At 65.0% G+C, this 19601-nt stretch carries 16 protein-coding genes and 1 riboswitch; of the genes, 8 read left to right on the forward strand and 8 right to left on the reverse strand.

The genetic code is table 11. The features are described from left to right. Window positions 1-6: 6 nt before the first annotated feature. Window positions 7-1734 (forward strand): DUF3556 domain-containing protein, encoded by a 1728-nt coding sequence (locus tag AC5Y21_RS00615; RefSeq protein WP_499908380.1) that lies wholly within the window; start codon window positions 7-9, stop codon window positions 1732-1734. Between the two features lie 16 nt (window positions 1735-1750). Here AC5Y21_RS00615 and metE read toward each other — a convergent pair whose 3' ends face one another. Beyond that, window positions 1751-4021 (reverse strand): 5-methyltetrahydropteroyltriglutamate--homocysteine S-methyltransferase, encoded by a 2271-nt coding sequence (gene metE, locus AC5Y21_RS00620; protein WP_499908382.1) that lies wholly within the window; start codon window positions 4019-4021, stop codon window positions 1751-1753. A 143-nt stretch (window positions 4022-4164) separates the two neighbouring features. Then, window positions 4165-4370, reverse strand: a riboswitch (cobalamin riboswitch). 110 nt (window positions 4371-4480) lie between these two features. On the opposite strand from metE, the gene AC5Y21_RS00625 reads away from it, so the two are divergent. Continuing rightward, window positions 4481-5314, forward strand: a complete 834-nt coding sequence (locus tag AC5Y21_RS00625; protein ID WP_499908384.1) for an alpha/beta fold hydrolase — start codon at window positions 4481-4483, stop codon at window positions 5312-5314. On the opposite strand, the gene AC5Y21_RS00630 is transcribed toward AC5Y21_RS00625, so the two are convergent. The 7 genes from AC5Y21_RS00630 to AC5Y21_RS00660 all read right to left on the reverse strand — a co-directional run bounded on the left by AC5Y21_RS00630 (window position 5303) and on the right by AC5Y21_RS00660 (window position 12147). Next, the gene (locus AC5Y21_RS00630) at window positions 5303-5932 is read right to left on the reverse strand and encodes an SDR family oxidoreductase (protein ID WP_499908913.1); all 630 of its coding nucleotides are present in this window, start codon (window positions 5930-5932) and stop codon (window positions 5303-5305) included. The genes AC5Y21_RS00625 and AC5Y21_RS00630 overlap by 12 nt on opposite strands. Before the next feature lie 24 nt (window positions 5933-5956). Next, window positions 5957-6796 carry an SDR family oxidoreductase gene (locus AC5Y21_RS00635; protein WP_499908386.1) on the reverse strand — a complete coding sequence of 280 codons (840 nt, stop codon included), beginning with the start codon at window positions 6794-6796 and terminating at the stop codon, window positions 5957-5959. Window positions 6797-6907: 111 nt separating this feature from the next. After that, window positions 6908-8185 carry a TetR/AcrR family transcriptional regulator gene (locus tag AC5Y21_RS00640; protein ID WP_499908388.1) on the reverse strand — a complete coding sequence of 426 codons (1278 nt, stop codon included), beginning with the start codon at window positions 8183-8185 and terminating at the stop codon, window positions 6908-6910. A 137-nt stretch (window positions 8186-8322) separates the two neighbouring features. Continuing rightward, on the reverse strand, window positions 8323-8970 hold the full coding sequence (locus AC5Y21_RS00645) for a nitroreductase family protein (RefSeq protein ID WP_499908390.1): 648 nt from the start codon (window positions 8968-8970) through the stop codon (window positions 8323-8325). 2 nt (window positions 8971-8972) lie between these two features. Then, window positions 8973-9902, reverse strand: a complete 930-nt coding sequence (locus AC5Y21_RS00650; protein ID WP_499908392.1) for an SDR family NAD(P)-dependent oxidoreductase — start codon at window positions 9900-9902, stop codon at window positions 8973-8975. Further along, window positions 9899-11008: an acyl-CoA dehydrogenase family protein gene (locus tag AC5Y21_RS00655; RefSeq protein ID WP_499908394.1), complete on the reverse strand. Its 1110-nt coding sequence runs from the start codon at window positions 11006-11008 to the stop codon at window positions 9899-9901. Before AC5Y21_RS00655 ends, AC5Y21_RS00650 begins: the two co-directional genes overlap by 4 nt. Continuing rightward, entirely contained in the window at window positions 11005-12147 is a 1143-nt protein-coding gene (locus tag AC5Y21_RS00660) for an acyl-CoA dehydrogenase family protein (protein WP_499908395.1), read from the reverse strand. Before AC5Y21_RS00660 ends, AC5Y21_RS00655 begins: the two co-directional genes overlap by 4 nt. Before the next feature lie 94 nt (window positions 12148-12241). Here AC5Y21_RS00660 and AC5Y21_RS00665 point away from each other — a divergent pair, with 94 nt between their 5' ends. The 6 genes from AC5Y21_RS00665 to AC5Y21_RS00690 all read left to right on the forward strand — a co-directional run bounded on the left by AC5Y21_RS00665 (window position 12242) and on the right by AC5Y21_RS00690 (window position 19465). Continuing rightward, a complete protein-coding gene (locus AC5Y21_RS00665; RefSeq protein WP_499908397.1) occupies window positions 12242-13942 on the forward strand; it encodes a nitric oxide reductase activation protein NorD in 1701 nt (566 codons plus the stop codon). Window positions 13943-14094: 152 nt separating this feature from the next. Then, a complete protein-coding gene (locus AC5Y21_RS00670; RefSeq protein WP_499908399.1) occupies window positions 14095-14949 on the forward strand; it encodes a CbbQ/NirQ/NorQ/GpvN family protein in 855 nt (284 codons plus the stop codon). A 59-nt stretch (window positions 14950-15008) separates the two neighbouring features. Continuing rightward, window positions 15009-16127 carry an ABC transporter substrate-binding protein gene (locus AC5Y21_RS00675; protein ID WP_499908401.1) on the forward strand — a complete coding sequence of 373 codons (1119 nt, stop codon included), beginning with the start codon at window positions 15009-15011 and terminating at the stop codon, window positions 16125-16127. A gap of 3 nt (window positions 16128-16130) precedes the next feature. Then, window positions 16131-17273: a spirocyclase AveC family protein gene (locus AC5Y21_RS00680; RefSeq protein WP_499908403.1), complete on the forward strand. Its 1143-nt coding sequence runs from the start codon at window positions 16131-16133 to the stop codon at window positions 17271-17273. Then, the gene (locus AC5Y21_RS00685) at window positions 17266-18237 is read left to right on the forward strand and encodes an SDR family oxidoreductase (protein ID WP_499908405.1); all 972 of its coding nucleotides are present in this window, start codon (window positions 17266-17268) and stop codon (window positions 18235-18237) included. Before AC5Y21_RS00680 ends, AC5Y21_RS00685 begins: the two co-directional genes overlap by 8 nt. Window positions 18238-18247: 10 nt before the next feature. Continuing rightward, window positions 18248-19465 (forward strand): cytochrome P450, encoded by a 1218-nt coding sequence (locus tag AC5Y21_RS00690; RefSeq protein WP_499908407.1) that lies wholly within the window; start codon window positions 18248-18250, stop codon window positions 19463-19465. The last annotated feature ends 136 nt before the right edge of the window (window positions 19466-19601 follow it).

Below are 19601 nucleotides of genomic sequence, written 5' to 3' on the forward strand. Positions count from 1 at the left end.
TCCGCCATGGGATTTCTGAAGCCCGACCTGCCGCAGGTCGACATTGCCGAATGGAGCAAGGGCACCCGCAGCGAGAAAATCCGCCCGATGGCACGGCACTGGGCCGAAGTGGGCTTCGGAACACCGGTCGCGCTGCACCTGTTCTACGTCGCCAAGATCCTGCTCCACATACTGTTCGCCTGGCTGATCGTGTTGACCACCAGCGGCATCAACGGATTCACCGACGTCAAGTCCTGGTACGCCGAGCCCATCGTGTTCGAGAAGGTCGTGCTGTACACGATGCTGTTCGAGGTGGTCGGGCTGGGCTGTGGTTTCGGGCCGCTGAACAACCGGTTCTTCCCGCCGATGGGCTCAATCTTGTATTGGATGCGGTTCGGCACCATCCGGCTGCCACCCTGGCCGGATCGAGTCCCGCTGACGAAGGGCACCGCCCGCAAGCCGGTGGATGTGGCGCTGTACGCGCTGTTGATCGCTTTGCTACTGGGCGCGCTGTTTTCCAATGGCACCGAGGCGATTCCAGAGCTGGGCATCAAGGCCGGGCTGTTGCCGGTGTGGCAGCCCGCATCGATCCTGCTGATCCTTGGCGTGCTCGGGCTGCGCGACAAGGTGATCTTTCTGGCCGCGCGTGGTGAGGTCTATGCGACGCTGACGGTGACTTTTCTGTTCGCCGCGGTCGACATGATCGTGGCGGCCAAGCTGGTATTCCTCGTGATCTGGATGGGCGCCGCGACGTCGAAGCTCAACAAGCACTTCCCGTTCGTGATTTCCACGATGATGTCCAACAACCCCCTGTTCCGGCCACGGTTCGTCAAGCGGATGTTCTTCGAGAAGTTCCCCGACGACCTGCGGCCCGGCCTGTTGTCGCGACTCTTCGCTCACCTCAGCACCTTCATCGAGATGTGCGTGCCGCTGGTGTTGTTCTTTTCGCACGGCGGGTGGCCGACCACGGTCGCGGCGATCGTGATGGTGTGCTTCCACCTGGGCATCCTGACGGCCATTCCGATGGGGGTTCCGCTGGAGTGGAACGTCTTCATGATCTTCGGGGTGCTGTCGTTGTTCGTCGGCCACGCCCGGCTGGGGCTTGCCGACGTCAGACACCCGGTGCCGGTGGCGCTCCTGTTCGCGCTGGTCGCGGGAACAGTGTTGGCGGGCAACATGTTTCCGCGCAAGATCTCATTTCTGCCCGGCATGCGTTACTACGCCGGCAACTGGGATACCACGCTGTGGTGCATCAAGCCCTCGGCAAGCGAAAAAATCGGCCGAGGCATCGTGGCGATCGCCAGCATGCCGCAGGCTCAGCTGGAGCGCTTCTACGGCAAGGACCGCGCCCAGATCCCGATGTACCTCGGATACGCGTTTCGTGCCATGAACACTCACGGCCGGGCGCTGTTCACCTTGGCGCACCGCGCGATGGCGGGACAGGACGAGGACGACTACGTCCTCACCGATGGAGAGCGGATCTGCAGCACCGCCATCGGGTGGAATTTCGGCGACGGCCACATGCACAACGAGCAACTGATCACCGCCATGCAGCAGCGTTGCAAGTTCGCACCCGGCGAGGTGCGGATCGTGTTGCTCGACGCTCAGCCCATCCATCGCCAAACCCAGCAGTATCGACTAGTGGACGCCGCCACCGGTGAGTTCGAGCGTGGCTACGTCCGGGTGGCCGACATGGTGACCCGACAGCCCTGGGACGACGAGGTGCCGGTCGAGGTGCTGTCGGAGTCGGAGTAGGTGCGCTCGCGAAAAGCTAGACGCCGGTGCGCACCTCCTGCGCCGCGGTCACCATGTTCTGCAGCGACGCGGTCACCTCGTCGACGTTGCGAGTCTTGAGTCCGCAGTCGGGATTGACCCACAGCCGACCGGCCGGCACGGCGCGCAACGCCGCCCGCAGCGACTCGGCCATCTCGTTGGCGCTGGGCACCCGCGGCGAGTGGATGTCGTAGACACCCGGGCCCACGCTGTTGGCGAACCCGACCGCGTTCAGGTCGTCCAGCACCTCCATGTGTGAGCGGGCCGCCTCGATGGACGTGACGTCGGCGTCCAGGTCGGCGATGGCCCCGATAACCTCACCGAACTCCGAGTAGCAGAGATGGGTGTGGATCTGTGTCGAGTCGGCGACGCCGGAGGTGGCCAGACGGAAAGCCCCTACCGCCCAACGCAAGTAGTCGTCCTGGTCGGCGCGACGCAGCGGCAGCAGCTCGCGCAAAGCGGGCTCGTCGACCTGGATTACCGCGATACCGGCGGACTGCAGATCCACGGTCTCGTCGCGAATGGCCAGCGCCACCTGGTTGGCGGTGTCGGCCAGAGGCTGGTCGTCGCGGACGAATGACCAGGCCAAAATGGTAACCGGTCCGGTCAGCATGCCCTTCACTGGTTTGTCGGTCAGCGACTGCGCATAGGTGATCCATTCCACCGTCATCGGCTGGGTACGGACCACGTCGCCGTAGAGGATCGGCGGACGTACGCAGCGGCTGCCGTAGGACTGCACCCAACCGTTCTGCGTGGCGAAGAAGCCCTCCAACTGCTCGGCGAAGTACTGCACCATGTCATTGCGTTCCGGCTCGCCGTGCACCAGCACGTCCAGGCCGAGTTGCTCCTGCAGCTTGATGACGTCGGCGATCTCCTGCTTCATCCGCCGGACATACTCGGCCTGGTCGATCTCGCCGGACCGTAAGGCCGCGCGCGCCTTTCGGATCGCCGAGGTCTGCGGGTACGAGCCGATCGTGGTGGTCGGAAGCGGGGGCAGGTGCAGGCGCGCGTCCTGGCTGGCCCGGCGTTGTGCGGCGTCGCCGCGGTGCGCCCCGGATGCGACGATCGAGTCGATACGGGCCCGGACCTGGTCCTTGTGCAGGCGTGGGTCGCGCTTGCGGGAGGCGACAGCCGCGTTGGAGGCGTCGATCTCCTTGACGACCGCCTCGCGGCCCTCGTGAAGCGCACGAGACAGGGCCACCACCTCGGCGACCTTCTCCTGACCGAACGCCAGCCAACTGCGCAGCGCGTCGTCGAGGTCGGTCTCCGGCTCCAGCGAGTAGGGGACATGCAGCGTGGAGCACGAGGTCGAGACCGCGACGCTGGCGGCCGAGCCCAGCAGGCTCGCCAGCTTGCTCAGTGCCGCCTGTAGGTCGGTGCGCCAGATGTTGCGTCCGTCGACGATGCCGGCCACCAGCGTCTTGTTGGCTAAGCCGGGCGCCCCGGCGATCGCCGTGTCGGCGCCGTAGACCAGGTCGACGCCGATCGCCTCGACGGGTGTGCGCGCCAGCCCCGCCAGCGACGCGCCGGGGTCACCGAAGTAGGTGGCGACGTAGATGGCCGGCCGGTTGGTCACCTTGCCGAGCGCGTTGTAGACCGCCTCGGCCAGCGCGGGGGCGTCGGGGGAGATGTCGGTGACCAGCGCGGGTTCGTCGATCTGCACCCACTGCGCGCCGTTGTCGGCCAGCAGGCTCAACAGCTCGGAGTAGATCGGCACCAGCTCCTGCAGCCGCTCGATCGGCGCGCCACCGCCGTCCACACCCTTGCTCAGCAGCAGGAAGGTCACCGGGCCGATGACCACTGGACGCGCCGGAATACTTTGCCCGAGAGCCTCTTTCAGTTCGGAGAGCACCTTGTCCGGGTTCAGCGTGAACTTCGTCGACGGCCCGATCTCGGGAACGATGTAGTGGTAGTTGGTGTCGAACCACTTGGTCATCTCCAGCGGCGCGACGTCCTTGTTGCCGCGCGCCGCTGCGAAGTAGCGGTCCAGGTCGTCAGCGACCTGCGCGGCCCGGGCCGGCAGCGCGCCCAACAGAACGGCCGTGTCGAGCATCTGGTCGTAGTAGGAGAAGGTGTTCACCGGCACCGAGTCCAGCCCGGCATCGACGAGGCTCTTCCAGGTGTCGCGGCGCAGCGTCGCGGCGACGTCTTCCAATTCCGATCGGCTGGTACGTCCGGCCCAATAGCCTTCGGTCGCGCGTTTGAGTTCGCGTTTCGGGCCGATGCGTGGCGAGCCGACAACAGTTGCGGTGAAAGGTTCGGAGGTCACGATTTTGTTCGTCCTTCAATCGGCGTGGTGGTCACCGCCAGCGGACGTGCAGCCGATCCGGATGCGGTTCGCACCTTAAGTACATAAACCGCAACCAGCTAGGCCAAACGCCCATTCCACGAGGCGATGAGCCGCCGGACGCGGCGCGCCCGGCACAGTTGGCAGGTCTTCGGACTCGCAGGCGCGCACCCGGAGGTGCTCCTAGTGGCCGTCGCTTCCCAGTCCCCAAAACCCTGCGGACCAGTGCTGTTTGACGGCGGTCGTTCCTGCATACCGCTGCGGGACAGTCCCGGACTCTCACCGGGTTCCCTCTCGCGATGCGTTACTAACCCGCTTCGCTCGATGCCGGCGCCGCGGTTGCGGCGACAGCAGACCAGCTGCGCCGTTAAGGCTACCGTGCGGGTCTGTCGCAGCTAAAATCCCTGCGACGCATCACACTGGCGACGGGTTGGAGTGCGGATGAAGGGACGCGGCTTCGCGCAATCGTTCGTCACATCTGCGGATGGCACCTCGATCGCCATCGACAGCATCGGCTCCGGCCCTGGGCTGGTCGTCCTGACGGGGGGACTGAGTCCGCCGGTCCGCTACCGGCGCTTCGCGCGAAGATTGGCAACCTCCTACACCGTTCACCTCGTGCATCGGCGGGGCCGGGGCGACAGCGGTCCCCAGGGCCGGGCCTATTGCATGGACCGCGAGTGTGAGGACACCTTCGCCGCGCTGGCAGCCACGCATTCGAGGCTATTGTTCGGTCATAGCTATGGCGGCCTTATTGCGCTGCAAACGGCCATTCGGGCCACCGCCGAACAGTTGCGTTGGGTGGTGACCTACGACGCGGGAGTCGGAATCGACGGTTCCTTGCCGACATTTTTCGCGCGGGTGACGCGCCTGGCGGAGGAAGGAAAACATGCCCGCGCTCTGGCCGAACTCCTGCGCGAACTGGGCGGGTGGGATCGTCTCCCGCTGCCGGTGGCGGTTGCCTTAGCGCGGACCTTGCTCAACACGGTGTGGCGTCAAGAGCGGGATCTGATACCGACAACCGTTTCCGAAGGGCGTGAGATGCTCGGATTGGACGGACCCGCATCGACTTACGGCGACATATCGATGCGCTTGGACGTCCTTGCCGGCCAACGGAGTCCGGCCTCCTTCGGCGGCGCCGCACGCGCTATCGCCGACGCAACGCGAGGCGCACACGCAGTGGTGCTACCCGGGCTCGACCACAACGCACCACTTCTGCGTCCGCAGCGGCTGGCAAAACAGATACGCGATCTGGACCCCAGTTCGTCAGCCAGCTAGCGCTTCCGCGATAGGGGCGTCACCGTTGTTGAATTCGATGGTGCGGTGGATGGTCGAGTCATCTGCCAGCGCGGCTGCGACGACGAGGGCGACATCGCCTCGCGACACCTCGCCCTTACCCTTGCCGATCACGATCCGGCCGGTGGCGGGTTCGAGGGTTAGCCGGCCCGGTCCCAGCACCGTCCAATCCAGCTCGCTGGCCCGCAGATGCTCATCCGCGGCGGCCTTGGCTTCGGCGTACGGAAAGAACGAATTCTCCGGTGGAACGCCGTGCTCGGGGCCGGCGCCGAAATAGGACACCATCACGAACCGCTTGACGCCGGCCTGTACGGCGGCGTCGATCACCCGAATCGCCGCGTCCCGGTCGACAGCGTAGGTCCGCGCCGGATTACCGCCGCCCGCCCCGGCGGAGAAGACGACCGCATCGTGGCCGGCCACCAGCTCGGCCAGTCCACTGGTATCGAGCTGCTCGATGTCGGCGGTGACGGGTTTGGCACCCGTTCCGGCGACGTCGTCGACGTGGTCGGGGTTGCGGAAGACCGAACTGACCGTGTCGCCGCGGTCGGTCAGGATGCGCGCCAGCTGCAAGGCGATCTTGCCGTGGCCGCCGATGACGATGATGCGCGCCAAGAAGCCAGTCCCCTAGAGCTTTACGCGGCCCATGATCAGATCGATGATCGGCTTGCCGGGTGGGTATGCCCCGGTCAGCGACGCCATCGTGTGCCCGTAGTCCACCAGCAGCGTGATACCGCTGATACCGAAGGCAGCGGCGCTGTTGAGGAAGGCCATGACGTCCCCCATCTGCTCCGGCGTGTGGACTTTGGAGCCGGTTTCGTCGCGGTAGTCCTGCGCGAAGGTCAGCCACAGGTCGGCGTTGGCCTGAGCCAGCGGGGTGTCGGTGGGCCCTGGGCAGATGGCGTTGATGCGGATGCCCTTCTTCAGCAGGGGATAGCCCTGCGTGGCCACGTAGGCGTTGACGACCTTTTTGCTGAAGCCGTAGTGGATGATGCCTTCTGGCTCGCGAGCTTTGGACCATGCATCGGCCGCTGCGAAATCGGGCGTGGCCAGGAACTCGGTCAGCAGATCCAGGTCGTTCTCCCACCCCATCCCGGCGACCGAAGAGATGAAGCATATCGCCGAGCCGGACGGAAGCTGGTTGCTCTCGAGAAGCCGCTCGATCAGATAGCGGTGGCCGATGAAGTTGATTTTCATCAGGTCCGGCCCGTCGGCGACACCGGCGGCGGAGAACACGGCGTGCACCGGTCCGCCGATCTGCTCGAGCGCGGAGTCGATGGAGGCGGGGTCTCGCAGATCCACCTGTATTGCCTTGGCAACGTCGTAGTCCACCGGCGCGTAGTCCAGCACGATCACTTCGGCGCCGAGTTCGCCCGCCGATTTGGCCGCCGCGGCGCCCATGCCCGTTGCGCCGCCGACGACGAGCGCCCGCTTGCCGTCGTAACGCAACCGATCGATAACAGTCATGGAGTTCCTTCCAGCGGCCTTTACAACTAACTGCCCTACTGTAAATAGAACAGTTATTTGGTTCAACACCGGGGTCCCGCGTGGGGCCCACCTGCTGGCCGCCAGTCGGACTTACTTCTTGGGAACCGCGACGCCGCGCAGAACCGTGTCGCGGGCGTGCAGCAGCGCCGCGCGTGTCCCCACGGCCCGCAGAATGTTCTCCGGTATCCACTGCATGCCGATGACACATCGCGCCAGCATGGCCGTCGACGGAGTGTCGATGCGAATGTCGCCCGACCGGATCCCCTCGGAGAGCAGCGATTTCATCTGCCGCAGCCGTGTGGTATACGACCAGCCCGGGTTGGTGGTCGGCGGAGACTGCCGCATCCACGCAAGCTGAATCCGGAACTCGTCGGAGAACTGATCCAGCGCGTTGACGTTGACCCAGCTCAGTGCGTCGAGCTTCTCGATCGGCGCTGCATCCGAGCGCAGCACGCTGACCCAGCCGGCTTCAACTTTCTTGCCGAACGAGCGCAGGATCGAGTCGAGCAGTTCGTCCTTGGATCCGATCACCCGGTACACGGTGCCGGTGCCCAGACCGGCCGCCGATGCGATGTCCCTGATGGTGGTGACTTCATAACCTTTTCGGCCGAACTCCGTTCGTGCCACCGCGCGCAGCTGCGCCGCTTTGTCGCTCGGATCCGCGACACGGTCGTCGGCCCACGTCTCGATCACCTCGCTGGCGGCGGCAAACGCCTTGGACCTATCCAGCGCCACATCCGTGGGTGGCCGGGCGGCTAACCCCTGCAAGATGATTCGGCACATGAGCCCGGCCACCTGATCGGCGGACGCCTTGTCGCGGATGACGTCGAGCCCCACCTGCAGCATGGTTTGGCAGATACGGTCGGCCAACGTCGGGAGGTCGACATCGGGTTTGATGTAGCCGCTCCACCTGCCGGCGCGCAGCGTCTGCAGCATCGCCTCATGAATCGCGGTGGGCTGCTGCACGCGTTTCATCAGTTTGGGATCTGCGCTCGGCCCCTCGTAGAAGGACATCTGCAGGGCCGCCTGATGTTCCACCGCACAATTGGCGATCGCCGTTCCCAGCTCGGTGATTTTTTCGGCGGGGGACCGCGCGTCGGGCTCGTCCAACTTTGCCTGCGCGTTCTGTCCGATGCGGTTCAGATCGTCGTGGTAACGCTGAGTCAGCTCGACCAGGATCGCTTCTTTGGATTCGAAGTGGTGGTACAAGCTACCCGGGAGAATGCCTGCCGCATCGGCGATTTCCTGCAGCGAGGTTCGCAGTCCCGACGAAGCGATCAGCGACGCCGCGGTCTGCAGGATCTCGGTCCGGCGGGTTCCGGTGTCGGCTGCGGTGCCGGCGTGATCCAATGCATCGGCCTTGGCCATGGCTACCTGTGCGCGAGTCTGGCGGACAGCGGCTTGGCGGGCATACGCATTGTCCTCCCGGTGAACCAAATCTTTGTTAGAGGCTATCAGACTGGCTACGGGAAAACGCGCTGCTGACGGCGGGCTACTGAGCAATCTTAGAGCGGCGGGCCCTCCCAACGGTCCACTGCGACCACCTCGTCGACGGGCCGCCGTCGGGCCGGCCGGAACCGGTGCCCGGCACCGAGACGGCCCACCGGTAGCAGGCAGCCCTGCTCATAGCTCTCCGGTATTCCGAGCAGTCTCGCGACCTCACGTTCGCGGTGCAGGTGCAGAGTCGTGATACAGGTCCCGTACCCGCGGGTGTGCAGGGCCAGCTGAAAGTTCCAGACGGCGGGGAAGATCGAGCCGTACAGCGTCGCCCGGTGGAACGACTCGTCACCGGCGATGCGCGGGAGGTAGGGCTGGTAGCAAGGGATTACCAGCGCCGGAACGTTGGCCATGTTTTCGACAAGCCACTCCGTGGACGACATGAGCCGGCTCTCCGGCGCGCCTTCCGGCATCAGCTGCGCCAGCAGTTGCCCGCCGACCCTGAGCAAATAGGCCTCGCGATACAGCACGGCGATCTGTGACCGCAGTTCGGGGTCGACGACGACCAGCCACCGCCACGCCTGCTGATTGGAACCGTTGGCGGCCTGCAAGCCGATGCGCAGGCACTCGCGGATATCGGCGAGGTCGACGGGTGCGTCGAGGTCCAGTGACTTGCGCGCCGAACGGGTGGAGCTGAGCAGGTATGAAACGTCCATGGCTAGGTCGTCACGCCGCGTTGGGCCGCCACAGCGAAGACTTCCTCGAAGATCGAGCCCGGCACGGTGAACGGCTCGATCGCCGACACCTCGGAGAGGTGGGCGGCAATGTCATCGGCGGTCGGGGTGTCGTCGGGCTCCGCCAACCAGCCCTCGCCGAGCCCGACGAAGACCCGGGCAAAACGTCCCGCGCAGGCCGAGTAGTTCTGGTGGCTGAATTCGCAGGCCCGACTCGCCAGGAATACCACGATGGGGACCACCAGTTCGGGCTTGATCACATTCAGAAAGCCAATTTCCTCAAGGGCTTTCGGGTCACCCACGGTTTCGGTGACCATTCGCGAAAAGCCGAACGGCAGCACGGTGTTGGCGAGGATGCCGTGTTCGGCGCCCTCGATCGCGATCACGTTCGACAGCCCGACCAGGCCGGCTTTCGCCGCCGCGTAGTGGGCTTCCATCGGCTGCCCGAACATCCCGCCCGAGGAGGAGATGAACACGAACCGGCCATAGCCCTGCTTTTTCATTACCCGGTATGCGGGTTGGCTCAAATAGAATCCGCCGTCCAGGTGCACGCTGAGCATCTGCCGCCACTGTTCCGCGGACAGCTCGTCGAACGGAATGCTGTTGAAAATGCCGGCATTGCTCACTACGGCGTCGAGGGGACCGAAACGCTCGAGTGCGAGCGCGACGATGGCCTCCCCACCCTGCGGGCTCGCCACCGACTCGTGTGAAGCCACCGCAACCCCTCCGGCGCTTGCGATCTCGGCGACCACCTGGTCGGCGACGCTGGCATCGGCACCCTCGCCGTGCATCGTGCCGCCCAGGTCGTTGACGATCACCGATGCACCGCGCCGGGCGAGCTCCAGTGCGTACAACCGGCCAAGCCCGCGGCCCGCGCCGGTCACTATTGCCACCTGACGGTTGAATTCGATCACGGGACAGCGCCTTTCGATCGGGCAAGCTGGGCGCCGAGCTCGGTGAGATAGCGGTCGGGACCACCCTGAAATTCGCTCCAGCTGAGCAGACGCTTGAGGTAGAGATGAGCGTCGTGCTCCCAGGTGTAGCCGATCCCACCGAACACCTGGATCGCGGTATCGCCCACCGTGGCCAGTTGGCCAGCGAACGCCTTGGCCCGCAGCGCGGACAGGTGCCGTTCGTCCGGGGTGCCGTTGTCGGCGGCCCACAATGCGTGGATGACGCCGCTGCGGGCCAGCTCGACGGTCTCGTACATGTCGACGCAGAGGTGCTGAATCGCTTGAAACGATCCGATCACCTGACCGAATTGCCGCCGCACCTTGGCGTATTCGATGGCCAGCTGCATGATCGCGCGGGCGGCGCCGAGCGCGTCGGCGGCCATGGCGATGAGCACGTCGTCGACGACGGCCGCAATGGCTTCCGGAGACGGTGTGGCGAGCAGTTGCGCCGTCGCGTCATCGAAGCGGACCCGAAACCGCTTGCGAGTCTGGTCGATCCCGTGCTCGGGTGTCATTGAGATGCCGTTGGAGTTGGTGTGCACGGCGAAAAGCCCTGGACCGTCGTCGGATTCAGCGAACATCAGTATGACGTCAGCGGCAGCGGCGTCGGGCACAATGAGCGACGGCGGTCCCGCGCTAGCGGGTGGGGGTACCTCCCGCTTGCGGGGGAGTGCCCCCAGCTCGCCCAGTCCGGCGACGGTGGCGATGGTGGTGCCGTCGGCGATGCCGGCTAGAAACTCGGCACCGGCGTCGCCAACACCGACTCGGGTCAGCGTGCGCGTCGCGGCCACCGCGGTCGACAGCCATGGCCCTGGATGCAGGGCGGCGCCGAGTTCTTCGGCAACGATGCCGGCCTCGACCATGGTCATGCCCGCGCCGCCGCACTCTTCCGGTACCAGCAGACCCGTCGTCCCGAGGTCGGCCAATCCTTGCCACACCGCGTCGTCGATACCGGACGGATCCTCCAGCAACGGCCGCACGTGTCCGGCTATCGGGGCTTTCTCAGCGAGGAAACGACGCACCGTATCGCGCAGTGCGACTTGCTCTTCGGTCAGTTCGAGGTTCATTTGCGCGGCAACCCCAATACGCGCTGGGCCGTGATGTTCTTGTTGATCTGAGTGGTGCCGCCGGCAATGGTCAGCGAGCGTGACGTCAGGCGGTAGTCCGCCCAGCGTCTTCCCCCTTCACGCGTGCCCAGCACGTCGAAGGCCAGCGCGGCCAGATCTTGCCCGATCTCACCCCATACCGTCTTGGCCAGGCTTGCCGACCCGAAAGCGTCCCCGCCGTGCAGTGTCGCCGAGATCGAACGCTGGCAAAGCACTTCCAGATACTTGATGCGCACCGCGATCTCGCCCAGCCGTCGCAACGTGACTGGATCCGCGCCGGTGCCTGCGGCGGCAAAGTCTGCCACCAGTTCCTCCAGCCGCACCTGCAGCTCGGCGTATAGCCGTGCCGCTCCGGCGCGTTCATGGCTCAGCGTTGTGGTGGCGACCTGCCAGCCTCCGTTGAGCGGACCGAGCAAGGCATCCTCCGCGACGCGCACATCGTGGAGGAACACTTCGGCAAAGTCGGTGTCGCCGTTGAGCGTGACCAGCGGACGGACCTCGATACCGGGCAACCTCATGTCGACGATCAGGCAGGAGATCCCCTGGTGTTTGGGGGCATCGGGATCGGTGCGTACATAGAGTTGGCACCAGTCGGCCCGGTGTCCGAGCGAAGTCCAGATCTTTTGGCCGTTGACGACGAACGACCCGTCGTCACGCACCGCGCGGGTGCGCAGCGCGGCCAGATCGGAGCCCGCTTCGGGCTCCGACATGCCTTGGCACCAAATGTCGTCGGCCCGCATCATACGGGGAAGCAAGGTCTTTTTCTGGATCTCGGTGCCGTACTGCATGATGGCCGGCGCAATATTGTTCATGCCAATAACGTTGAGCGGCAGCGGCGCTCGCGCGCGCGTGGTCTCCTCGGTGTAGACCAGCTGTTCCAGCACCGTCGCGCCCCGGCCGCCGTACTCTTCGGGCCACGAGACTGCCGCCCATCCGGCGTCGGCCATGCCGCGGTTCCACTCGCGCAGCCTCTCGAACGCCGCGTCATCGCGGCCGGTGGGCCGACGGGCCGCGATCAGTTCATCGGTCAGGTTTGCCGACAGCCAGGCGCGCAGTTCAGCGCGGAAGCGTTCCACTTCCGCCGGGTAGGAGAAATCCACGTGCTCTCTCGACCTCGCGTGATTGACTGCGGCCAGACCGGACTCTACGTTGGAACAGATATTTGGTCAATGTGCCGTGGTTCGGAGGTCGAGCGTGGGAGACGACGCTCTTGGCGACCAGTTTCAGGCGCTCGGCATGTTCGCCTCCGCACTTGCCGGCCGGCCGGTGGCCGTTGCCCAACTGCACACGGGTGAACCCCCGTGGACCGACGGCCAGACCATTTACGTCGACGCTTCGACGGAAGCCCGGACCACACTCAAAGTCATAGCCGTACAGGCATCGATGATCGCAGCCGGCAGCCTGGATCCCGACGTCGTGCGCCCGCTGGTCCGCCACCCCCGGCTGGCCAGGCGCTATCTGGCAATCGAGGCTCACCGCGCACTGGTCGCCAACAGCGGCCTGCTACCAAGCATTTTGGCGTCGATGGGCGACCGCGACATCGCGAGCCGCAGCGACTCGGCCGCCGCGTCGCTGCGAATTGCCGAAGGCCGGGTATCGATTGACGACCCGGCGCCGGAATTCGGTGTGATACGTGCGGCGAAGGTCGTGGCCACGTCCGCCAAAGCGGCCAAACAACAGGATGAGGCGAATCCGCAGCACGTCCCGCGCAGCCGGGGCAAGCGGGAACTCGAGGAGCTGGACGACGGCGAGATCGATGATTCCGACGATCCGGACATGTTCACCAGCCCGGTTGGCGGGGGCGGCTTCATCGGCAAGTGGCTGAAGAAGATGCTTTCGTCAACACGCAAGATCGGTACTGGCGGCGGACCGCCCGGCGCGGATACCCCGACGCACCGGACGAACGCTGCGAACCGCGGTTTGCATGCCGCGTCGTCGCTGGCTTCAACCACGAGCGATGACGGCTCGGATATTTCGGACCGAGGATCCATAGCGGACGGCGCGACGTATCCGGAATGGGACGCGGCGCGCAAAAGTTACCGCCCCGGGTGGTGCACCGTGCGCGAGGTCGAACCGAAGATCAAGCCATCGACAACCCCCGAAATCGACGACGCCATCGGCGTGCGGCGCCCGCTGTCACGGCTCGGAATGGGACTGCACCGCCGCCATCGTCAGGCGCAAGGCGACGACATCGACATCGACGCGGCGGTTGAAGCCCGCGTCGAAGTGCTGGCCGGATCGGTGCCCGACGAGGCGGTGTACCTCGACAGCCTGCGGCGCCGGCGCGATCTGTCGGTGCTGCTCCTTCTCGATGTGTCAGGGTCGGCGGCTGAGCCCGGGACGGTCGGGCGGACGGTGCACGAACAACAGCGTGCGGCCGTCGCCAACCTCACGGTTGCACTGCACGACCTCGGGGACCGAGTTGCGCTCTACGCGTACTACTCACAGGGCCGGCGCGCGGTGAGCATGGTGCCCGTCAAACGATTTGACGACCATCTCGACAGCCGAGTCATAAGAAGGCTCAACAGTTTGGAACCCGGCGCGTATTCGCGGCTCGGGGCGGCGATCCGGCACGGCTCGGCGGTCTTGGAAGCACGCGGAGGTACGTCGCGGCGGCTTCTGGTGGTCTTGTCCGACGGGCTGGCGTATGACCACGGATATGAGCGGGCCTACGGCGCCGCGGACGCGCGACGTGCTCTGACCGAAGCCCGCCGCCGGGGCACCGGTTGCGTATGCCTGACGATCGGTGCGGGAACCGACGTGCAGTCGCTGTGCAGGGTGTTCGGCAGCACCGCACATGCGACCATCGGACGCCCAGATCAATTAGCGGGAGTGATCGGACCGCTATTTCGGTCCGCGTTGCGCTCGGCGGAGGTCCGCCGGAGGGTGTCATAGGGAATGCCCGAGCGTACAAATCTCGCCCTGATGGCCTGTCGCAGCACGCAGTTGGCGCGTCTGCGTCGCGGATGAAGCTCGCCTCCATCCGTACTTGAAACAAACATCTGTTCCGGCTAGGCTCCAATCAGCGTGGTGGCAGAAGGGAAGTTATGGCCAACGAGTCCGGAATTGCCCACCGGAACGGCGCGGCCCCTGAGGTGGCGGAGACGGTGCGGCCCTACTACAAAGCGGTTGGCAGTGAAGAGGCCATCTTCAAGGCGGCCTACCGCCAGGGACTGGCACTCGTCCTCAAGGGGCCGACCGGCTGCGGCAAGACCCGTTTCGTCGAGGCCATGGCCTACGACCTGGGCCGGCCGCTGATCACGGTCGCTTGCCATGACGACCTCACCACGGCAGACCTGGTCGGTCGGTATCTGCTGCGGGGCGACGAGACGGTGTGGGTGGACGGCCCGCTGACCCGGGCGGTCCGCGAGGGCGCGATCTGCTATTTGGACGAAGTCGTGGAAGCCCGACAGGACACGACCGTGGTGCTGCATCCGCTCGCGGATCACCGGCGGCAACTGCCCATTGAGCGGCTGGGTGTGACGCTGGACGCGGCGCCCGGATTCGGCCTTGTCGTGTCGTACAACCCGGGCTATCAAAGCGTGCTCAAGGACCTCAAGGATTCGACGCGTCAGCGCATGGTTGCCGTCGAATTCGGTTTTCCTGCAGCCGATGTCGAAGAAGGGATCGTTGCGCACGAGGCGGGCGTGGACGCCGCCACCGCAGCTGAGCTGGTGCGCTTCGGGCAGGCCATCCGCCGCTTGGAAACCGGGGGGCTGCGTGAGGTCGCGTCGACCCGTGTGCTGATCGCGGCGGGCCGGCTCATCGCAGAGGGTCTGACCATGCAAGAGGCAGCCCGGGCCGCGATCGCCGGACCGCTCACCGACGACGTGGCAGTGGGCAGGGCACTTTACGAAATGATCGGGATTTACCTGGGTGGGGCGGACGGGTCTGATGATTGACGCTGCATATCGCCACCGTTAAGGTCTGAACAAATATTAGGTCGGGCCCGGGAGGTCAGATGTCCTACGAAAGCCGCGCAGAGCCGATCAAGGTCGGCTATCTGATGGACTTCACGCTGCCACCGATGTTTCCCGAGGAGATGAAGGCGGATTTCACCAGGTGCTTCGACCTCGTCTTCGAAGAGGCCGTTGAACTCGGGTTGATGGACCGTCCCGTACAAATGGTTTACCGCGAAGTGGAGGGACTGCCGAAAGGATCGGTCAAGGCGGTGATCGACGCGTTCGGCGAACTCGTCGACGAAGGCTGTTTGGTGGTCTTCGGGCCGCACATCACCGACAACTGCGTGCCCACCCGGGAAGCAATCGAAGAGCGGTTCAAGGTCCCGGCCATCAGTGTCACCGGCACCGACGACTGGTTGGGGGAGTGGACCTTTTCGTTCCCGCAAGGATCGATGACCGACGAGCCGATCTTCATCGCAGACCTGGTAGCCAAACGTGGGCTCACCGAAATCGGCGTTCTCGTCGAGCAGAATCTGATCGGCGAGAGCTACCTGAAGAATCTGCGAAGTGCCTGTCGGCGCAAGGGTATTCGCATCGTTGCGGAAGCAGCGATCGCGCAGACCGCGCAGGACATCAACGAAGCCGTCCGGACGCTGCACGATGCGAAAGCGGAAGCAATTGTTCATCTGGGCTTCGGATTTGGGATTGTGTTCATCAACCCGGCATTGCAAGCAGTCGATTGGGACCCGCCACGGTTCACCACGACGGCTTTCCAGAATGCGTGGGTGAATCCGATCATGTGGAACGCGTTCATGGGCTGGACCGGGGTCGACCAGTACGACGAGGAGAATCGGCTCGGTCAGGAGTTCCTGGACCGTTACGCCGAAAAGTACGACGGCAGACGTCCCGAGTATTGCGTGCCGGTGGTCAACCATGATGTCGCAGCCGCCCTTGTGCGTGCGTTTACAGACGCGCACCCGCTCAGCCCGCGTGGTGTCAAAGAGGCGTTGGAGCGGGTGAAGATGATGCCTGCCGCCGCCGGTGCGCCCGGCACCCGAGTGTCGTTCGGCAAATGGACCCGTCGGGCCTGGATGGGTGCCGGCTATCTGGTGGCGCGGACCCTCGATGCCGACGGCATCAACTCGCACTTGGTCGATCGCTTCGGAGAGGAGGGCTGACACGTGACAACGGAACAGTCCACATCGCCTGCCGCGCATGAGAAGCCGGCATCCCCGGAGCGCGCCGAAAAGCGTGGCTGGGGCGGCTGGATCGCCGGTGTCGCACTGGCCGCCTTCACGCTGTTCTTCATCGCGAACTGCCGCGTGGCCCTCGACCCGCGCGTCGCCAACCCGAATGTGCACGGCCGACCGCGCCCGGTGAAATTCACGTTCGGGCTGGACTACATCACATTCCTGGACAGTGCCACCGTGGTGGCACTAATCGTGTTGCTGCTCGTGTTCATCAGGGGGTGGCGGCGCAATCCGGGCAGCCCGGTGATGTTGATGTTCCTATGCACCACGCTGATCGTGTGGCAGGACCCGATCATGAACTGGTCGCCGTTCGCGGTCTACAACCCCGACCTCATTCACTGGCCGGAGTCGTGGCCGCTGGTGTCGCTGTCGCCGACCGTCGAGCCGTTCGTGGTGTTCGGGTACGTGATGTTCTATTTCGGGCCTTACTTCCCGGCGGTCTGGATTCTGCGGAAGCTACAGGCCAAATACGGGCCTACGTCGTTCGTGTCGCGCCACCCGCTGGTCAGCCTGGGCCTTCTCGCCCTGGTGATCGGCTTTATTTTCGATGCGTGCCTGGAGAACATTCTCATCCACTGGGGCATGTACATCTACTCGCAGGTGATTCCGTGGGGCTCGGTGTTCACCGGTACCACATTCCAGTTCCCGCTGATCTGGGAGTCGTTCTCGGTGTGCTTCGTGATGGTGCCGGCAGCAATCCTCTGCTACCGCGACGACACCGGTAAGTCGGTGGCCGAAAAGCTCGCCGCCAAGGCGAAGCTGTTCCCGACGCGACCGGTGCTAGGCACATTCCTGGTGATGTTCGCCATCATCAACGTGTCCTACTTCGCCTACGGCGGATGGTTCTGGATCATCAAAGTCAGCCATGCCGCGACTTCGGTGGCCTGCCCCTGGCCGTATCCGGAAGCCAAAGTGTATGACCCGCAAGGTTATTACGAGAAAGCCGGAGCGCAAGGTCCGTACTCCGTGGGCATCTGGTCAACGTGGGCTAGCGGCGAGCCGAACGGCCGGCCGCACGTCGACCCACCGCCGCCGGGCCAGGGCGCCTGCGCGGTCACGAGCAAGAATGGTTGAGCCGCGCACCGTTGTCATCACCGGTGCGTCGCGCGGACTGGGATTCGCCTCGACCGTGCGCTTGTACCGCGAAGGGTGGCGCGTGGTCGCGGCCATGCGGACACCCGACCGTGGAATTCCATTGCTGCGGCAGGAGACCGGTGCAGACGAAACTGACGACCGGCTGATCGGTGTACAGCTCGACCTGTTGGACCCGGCGTCAATCACTGCGGCGGCCAAGGCAATCGAAGAAGCCGTCGGCGCACCGTTTGCGCTTGTGCACAACGCGGGGATCTCCGCCGCCGGAATGGTGGAGGAAACCGATATGGCGCTGTGGCAGAAGATGTTCGCCACTCACGTCCTGGGCCCCGTCGCGCTCACTCAGGCCCTGCTGCCCCCGATGCGGGCGGCGGGCGAGGGACGCATTGTGCTGATATCCAGCGCGGCCGGGGTGCGCGGTCAGCCGGGCACCGCTCCGTACTCGGCGGCCAAGGGCGCCTTAGAGCGGTGGGGTGAGTCGATGGCGTGCGAGATCGCGCCGTTCGGTCTCGGCGTGACGGTTTTGGTGACCGGCACGTACGACACCGACATCATCACCGACGCGGGCACAATCGACGATCGCAAGTTCGACGGTCCCTATGCCCGACTGCACAACACGATGAACACCCGGGGCAGGTTCGCGGTCAGTTTCGCCAGACCGCCCGAGCGGTTCACCGATGGCCTCATCAAGACGCTGGATGACCGCAGGCCGTTCTGCCGTCGCGGTGTGGGCCCGGATGCCTCTATGTTGCTGGTTGCCAACAGGATTCTGCCGTCTTCCGGCCTGCATCACATGTCCCGGATCGTGCTGGGCATACCGCGGCAGGGCTCGATGCGGGGCGGGGCCTGGCCACTAACTTGGGGGCAGAAGGCGATGGTGTTGGCCGCGCGCGTTATCCCACAGCCACTGTTGCAGCGCTTGGCCAGCCGGGGGAAGAAGCACTAGAGGAGCACCTATGGAACAGTTATTTGACGACCTCGAGGATTTCGGCTCTTTCGACGACGCGATATCCGGTGACGTCCGCGACCCGTACACCGAATTGGCGCGGCTGCGCCGCGAGGAACCGGTGCAGCGACTTGAGACGTCGGGAGCGCTGCCGCACGAGGAATCGCTGCCGATGTTCATCGTGTACCGCCACGAGGATGTCCAGCAGATGCTGCGTGACAACGAGACGTTTTCGTCGGCGGCCGTCATCGCCGCGTTCGGTCCCGTGCTGGGGGAAGGCGTAATGCTCGGCATGGACGAGCCGATCCACGGCCGGCTGCGTTCGCTGGTATCGAAGGCGTTCTCGCAGAAGTCATTGGCGCGCTGGCAAGACGAGTTGGTGGGGCGCGTGGCAAATGGCTTGATCGACAACTTCGCACCCAACGGCAAGGCAGACCTGGTGAAGGAGTTCACCTTCGACTATCCGAGCCAGATCATCGCGGGCCTGTTGGGCTTGCCGGAAAAGGACTACCCACAGTTCCAGCGCTGGTCGATTTCGCTGCTGAGTTGGCTGATGAACCCGGAACGCGGGCTCGCGGCATCGGCCGCCCTGTGCGAATACTTCGCGCCGATCCTCGAAGCCCGCCGCGCCGAGCCGAAGGAGGACCTGATCAGCGCGCTGGGTGCGGCCGAGATCGACGGGGAAAAGCTGGCGGATGAAGAGATCTTCTCGTTCCTTCGCCTGCTGCTGCCGGCCGGTGTGGAGACGACCTACCGGTCGCTGGGCAGCCTGCTCTTGGCACTGTTGTCGGATCCGCCGCAATTGGACGCGATCCGTGCCGACCGGTCGCTACTTCCGCAAGCCATCGAAGAGGGCGTGCGATGGGAACCACCGTTGTTGACCATCACTCGGGTGGCGACTCGCGACACCGAACTCGGCGGCGTGGCCATCCCGGCTGGGGCCACGGTGATGCCGATGCTGGGTTCGGCGAACCGGCAGGAAGATCGCTACCCCGATCCAGACACGTTTGACATCCACCGGCAGGCCCGCGCACACCTGGGCTGGGGCCACGGCGTGCACGTCTGCCTCGGCATGCACCTGGCGCGGCTGGAAATGCGCACCGCCATCAACCTGCTGCTGGACCGGCTGCCGAATCTTCGGCTGGACCCCGACGGGGACGACCCGCACATCCGCGGGCAGGTCTTCCGCTCGCCCACTTCCGTGCCGGTGCTGTTCGATCCCCAGTAGGGGGTCTTTCAACTTGCAGCTTGCCAATCGGCTAGTTTCCAGTAAGGCTCACTATAGGGTGACCCATCTGATGGTGGCATGCGCAGGTATTTTTAGGTCCCGGCGTCTCAACCAGCGCCTTGTCGAAAGAGAGCTG

It is taken from the genome of Mycobacterium sp. NGS41, from assembly GCF_059812725.1.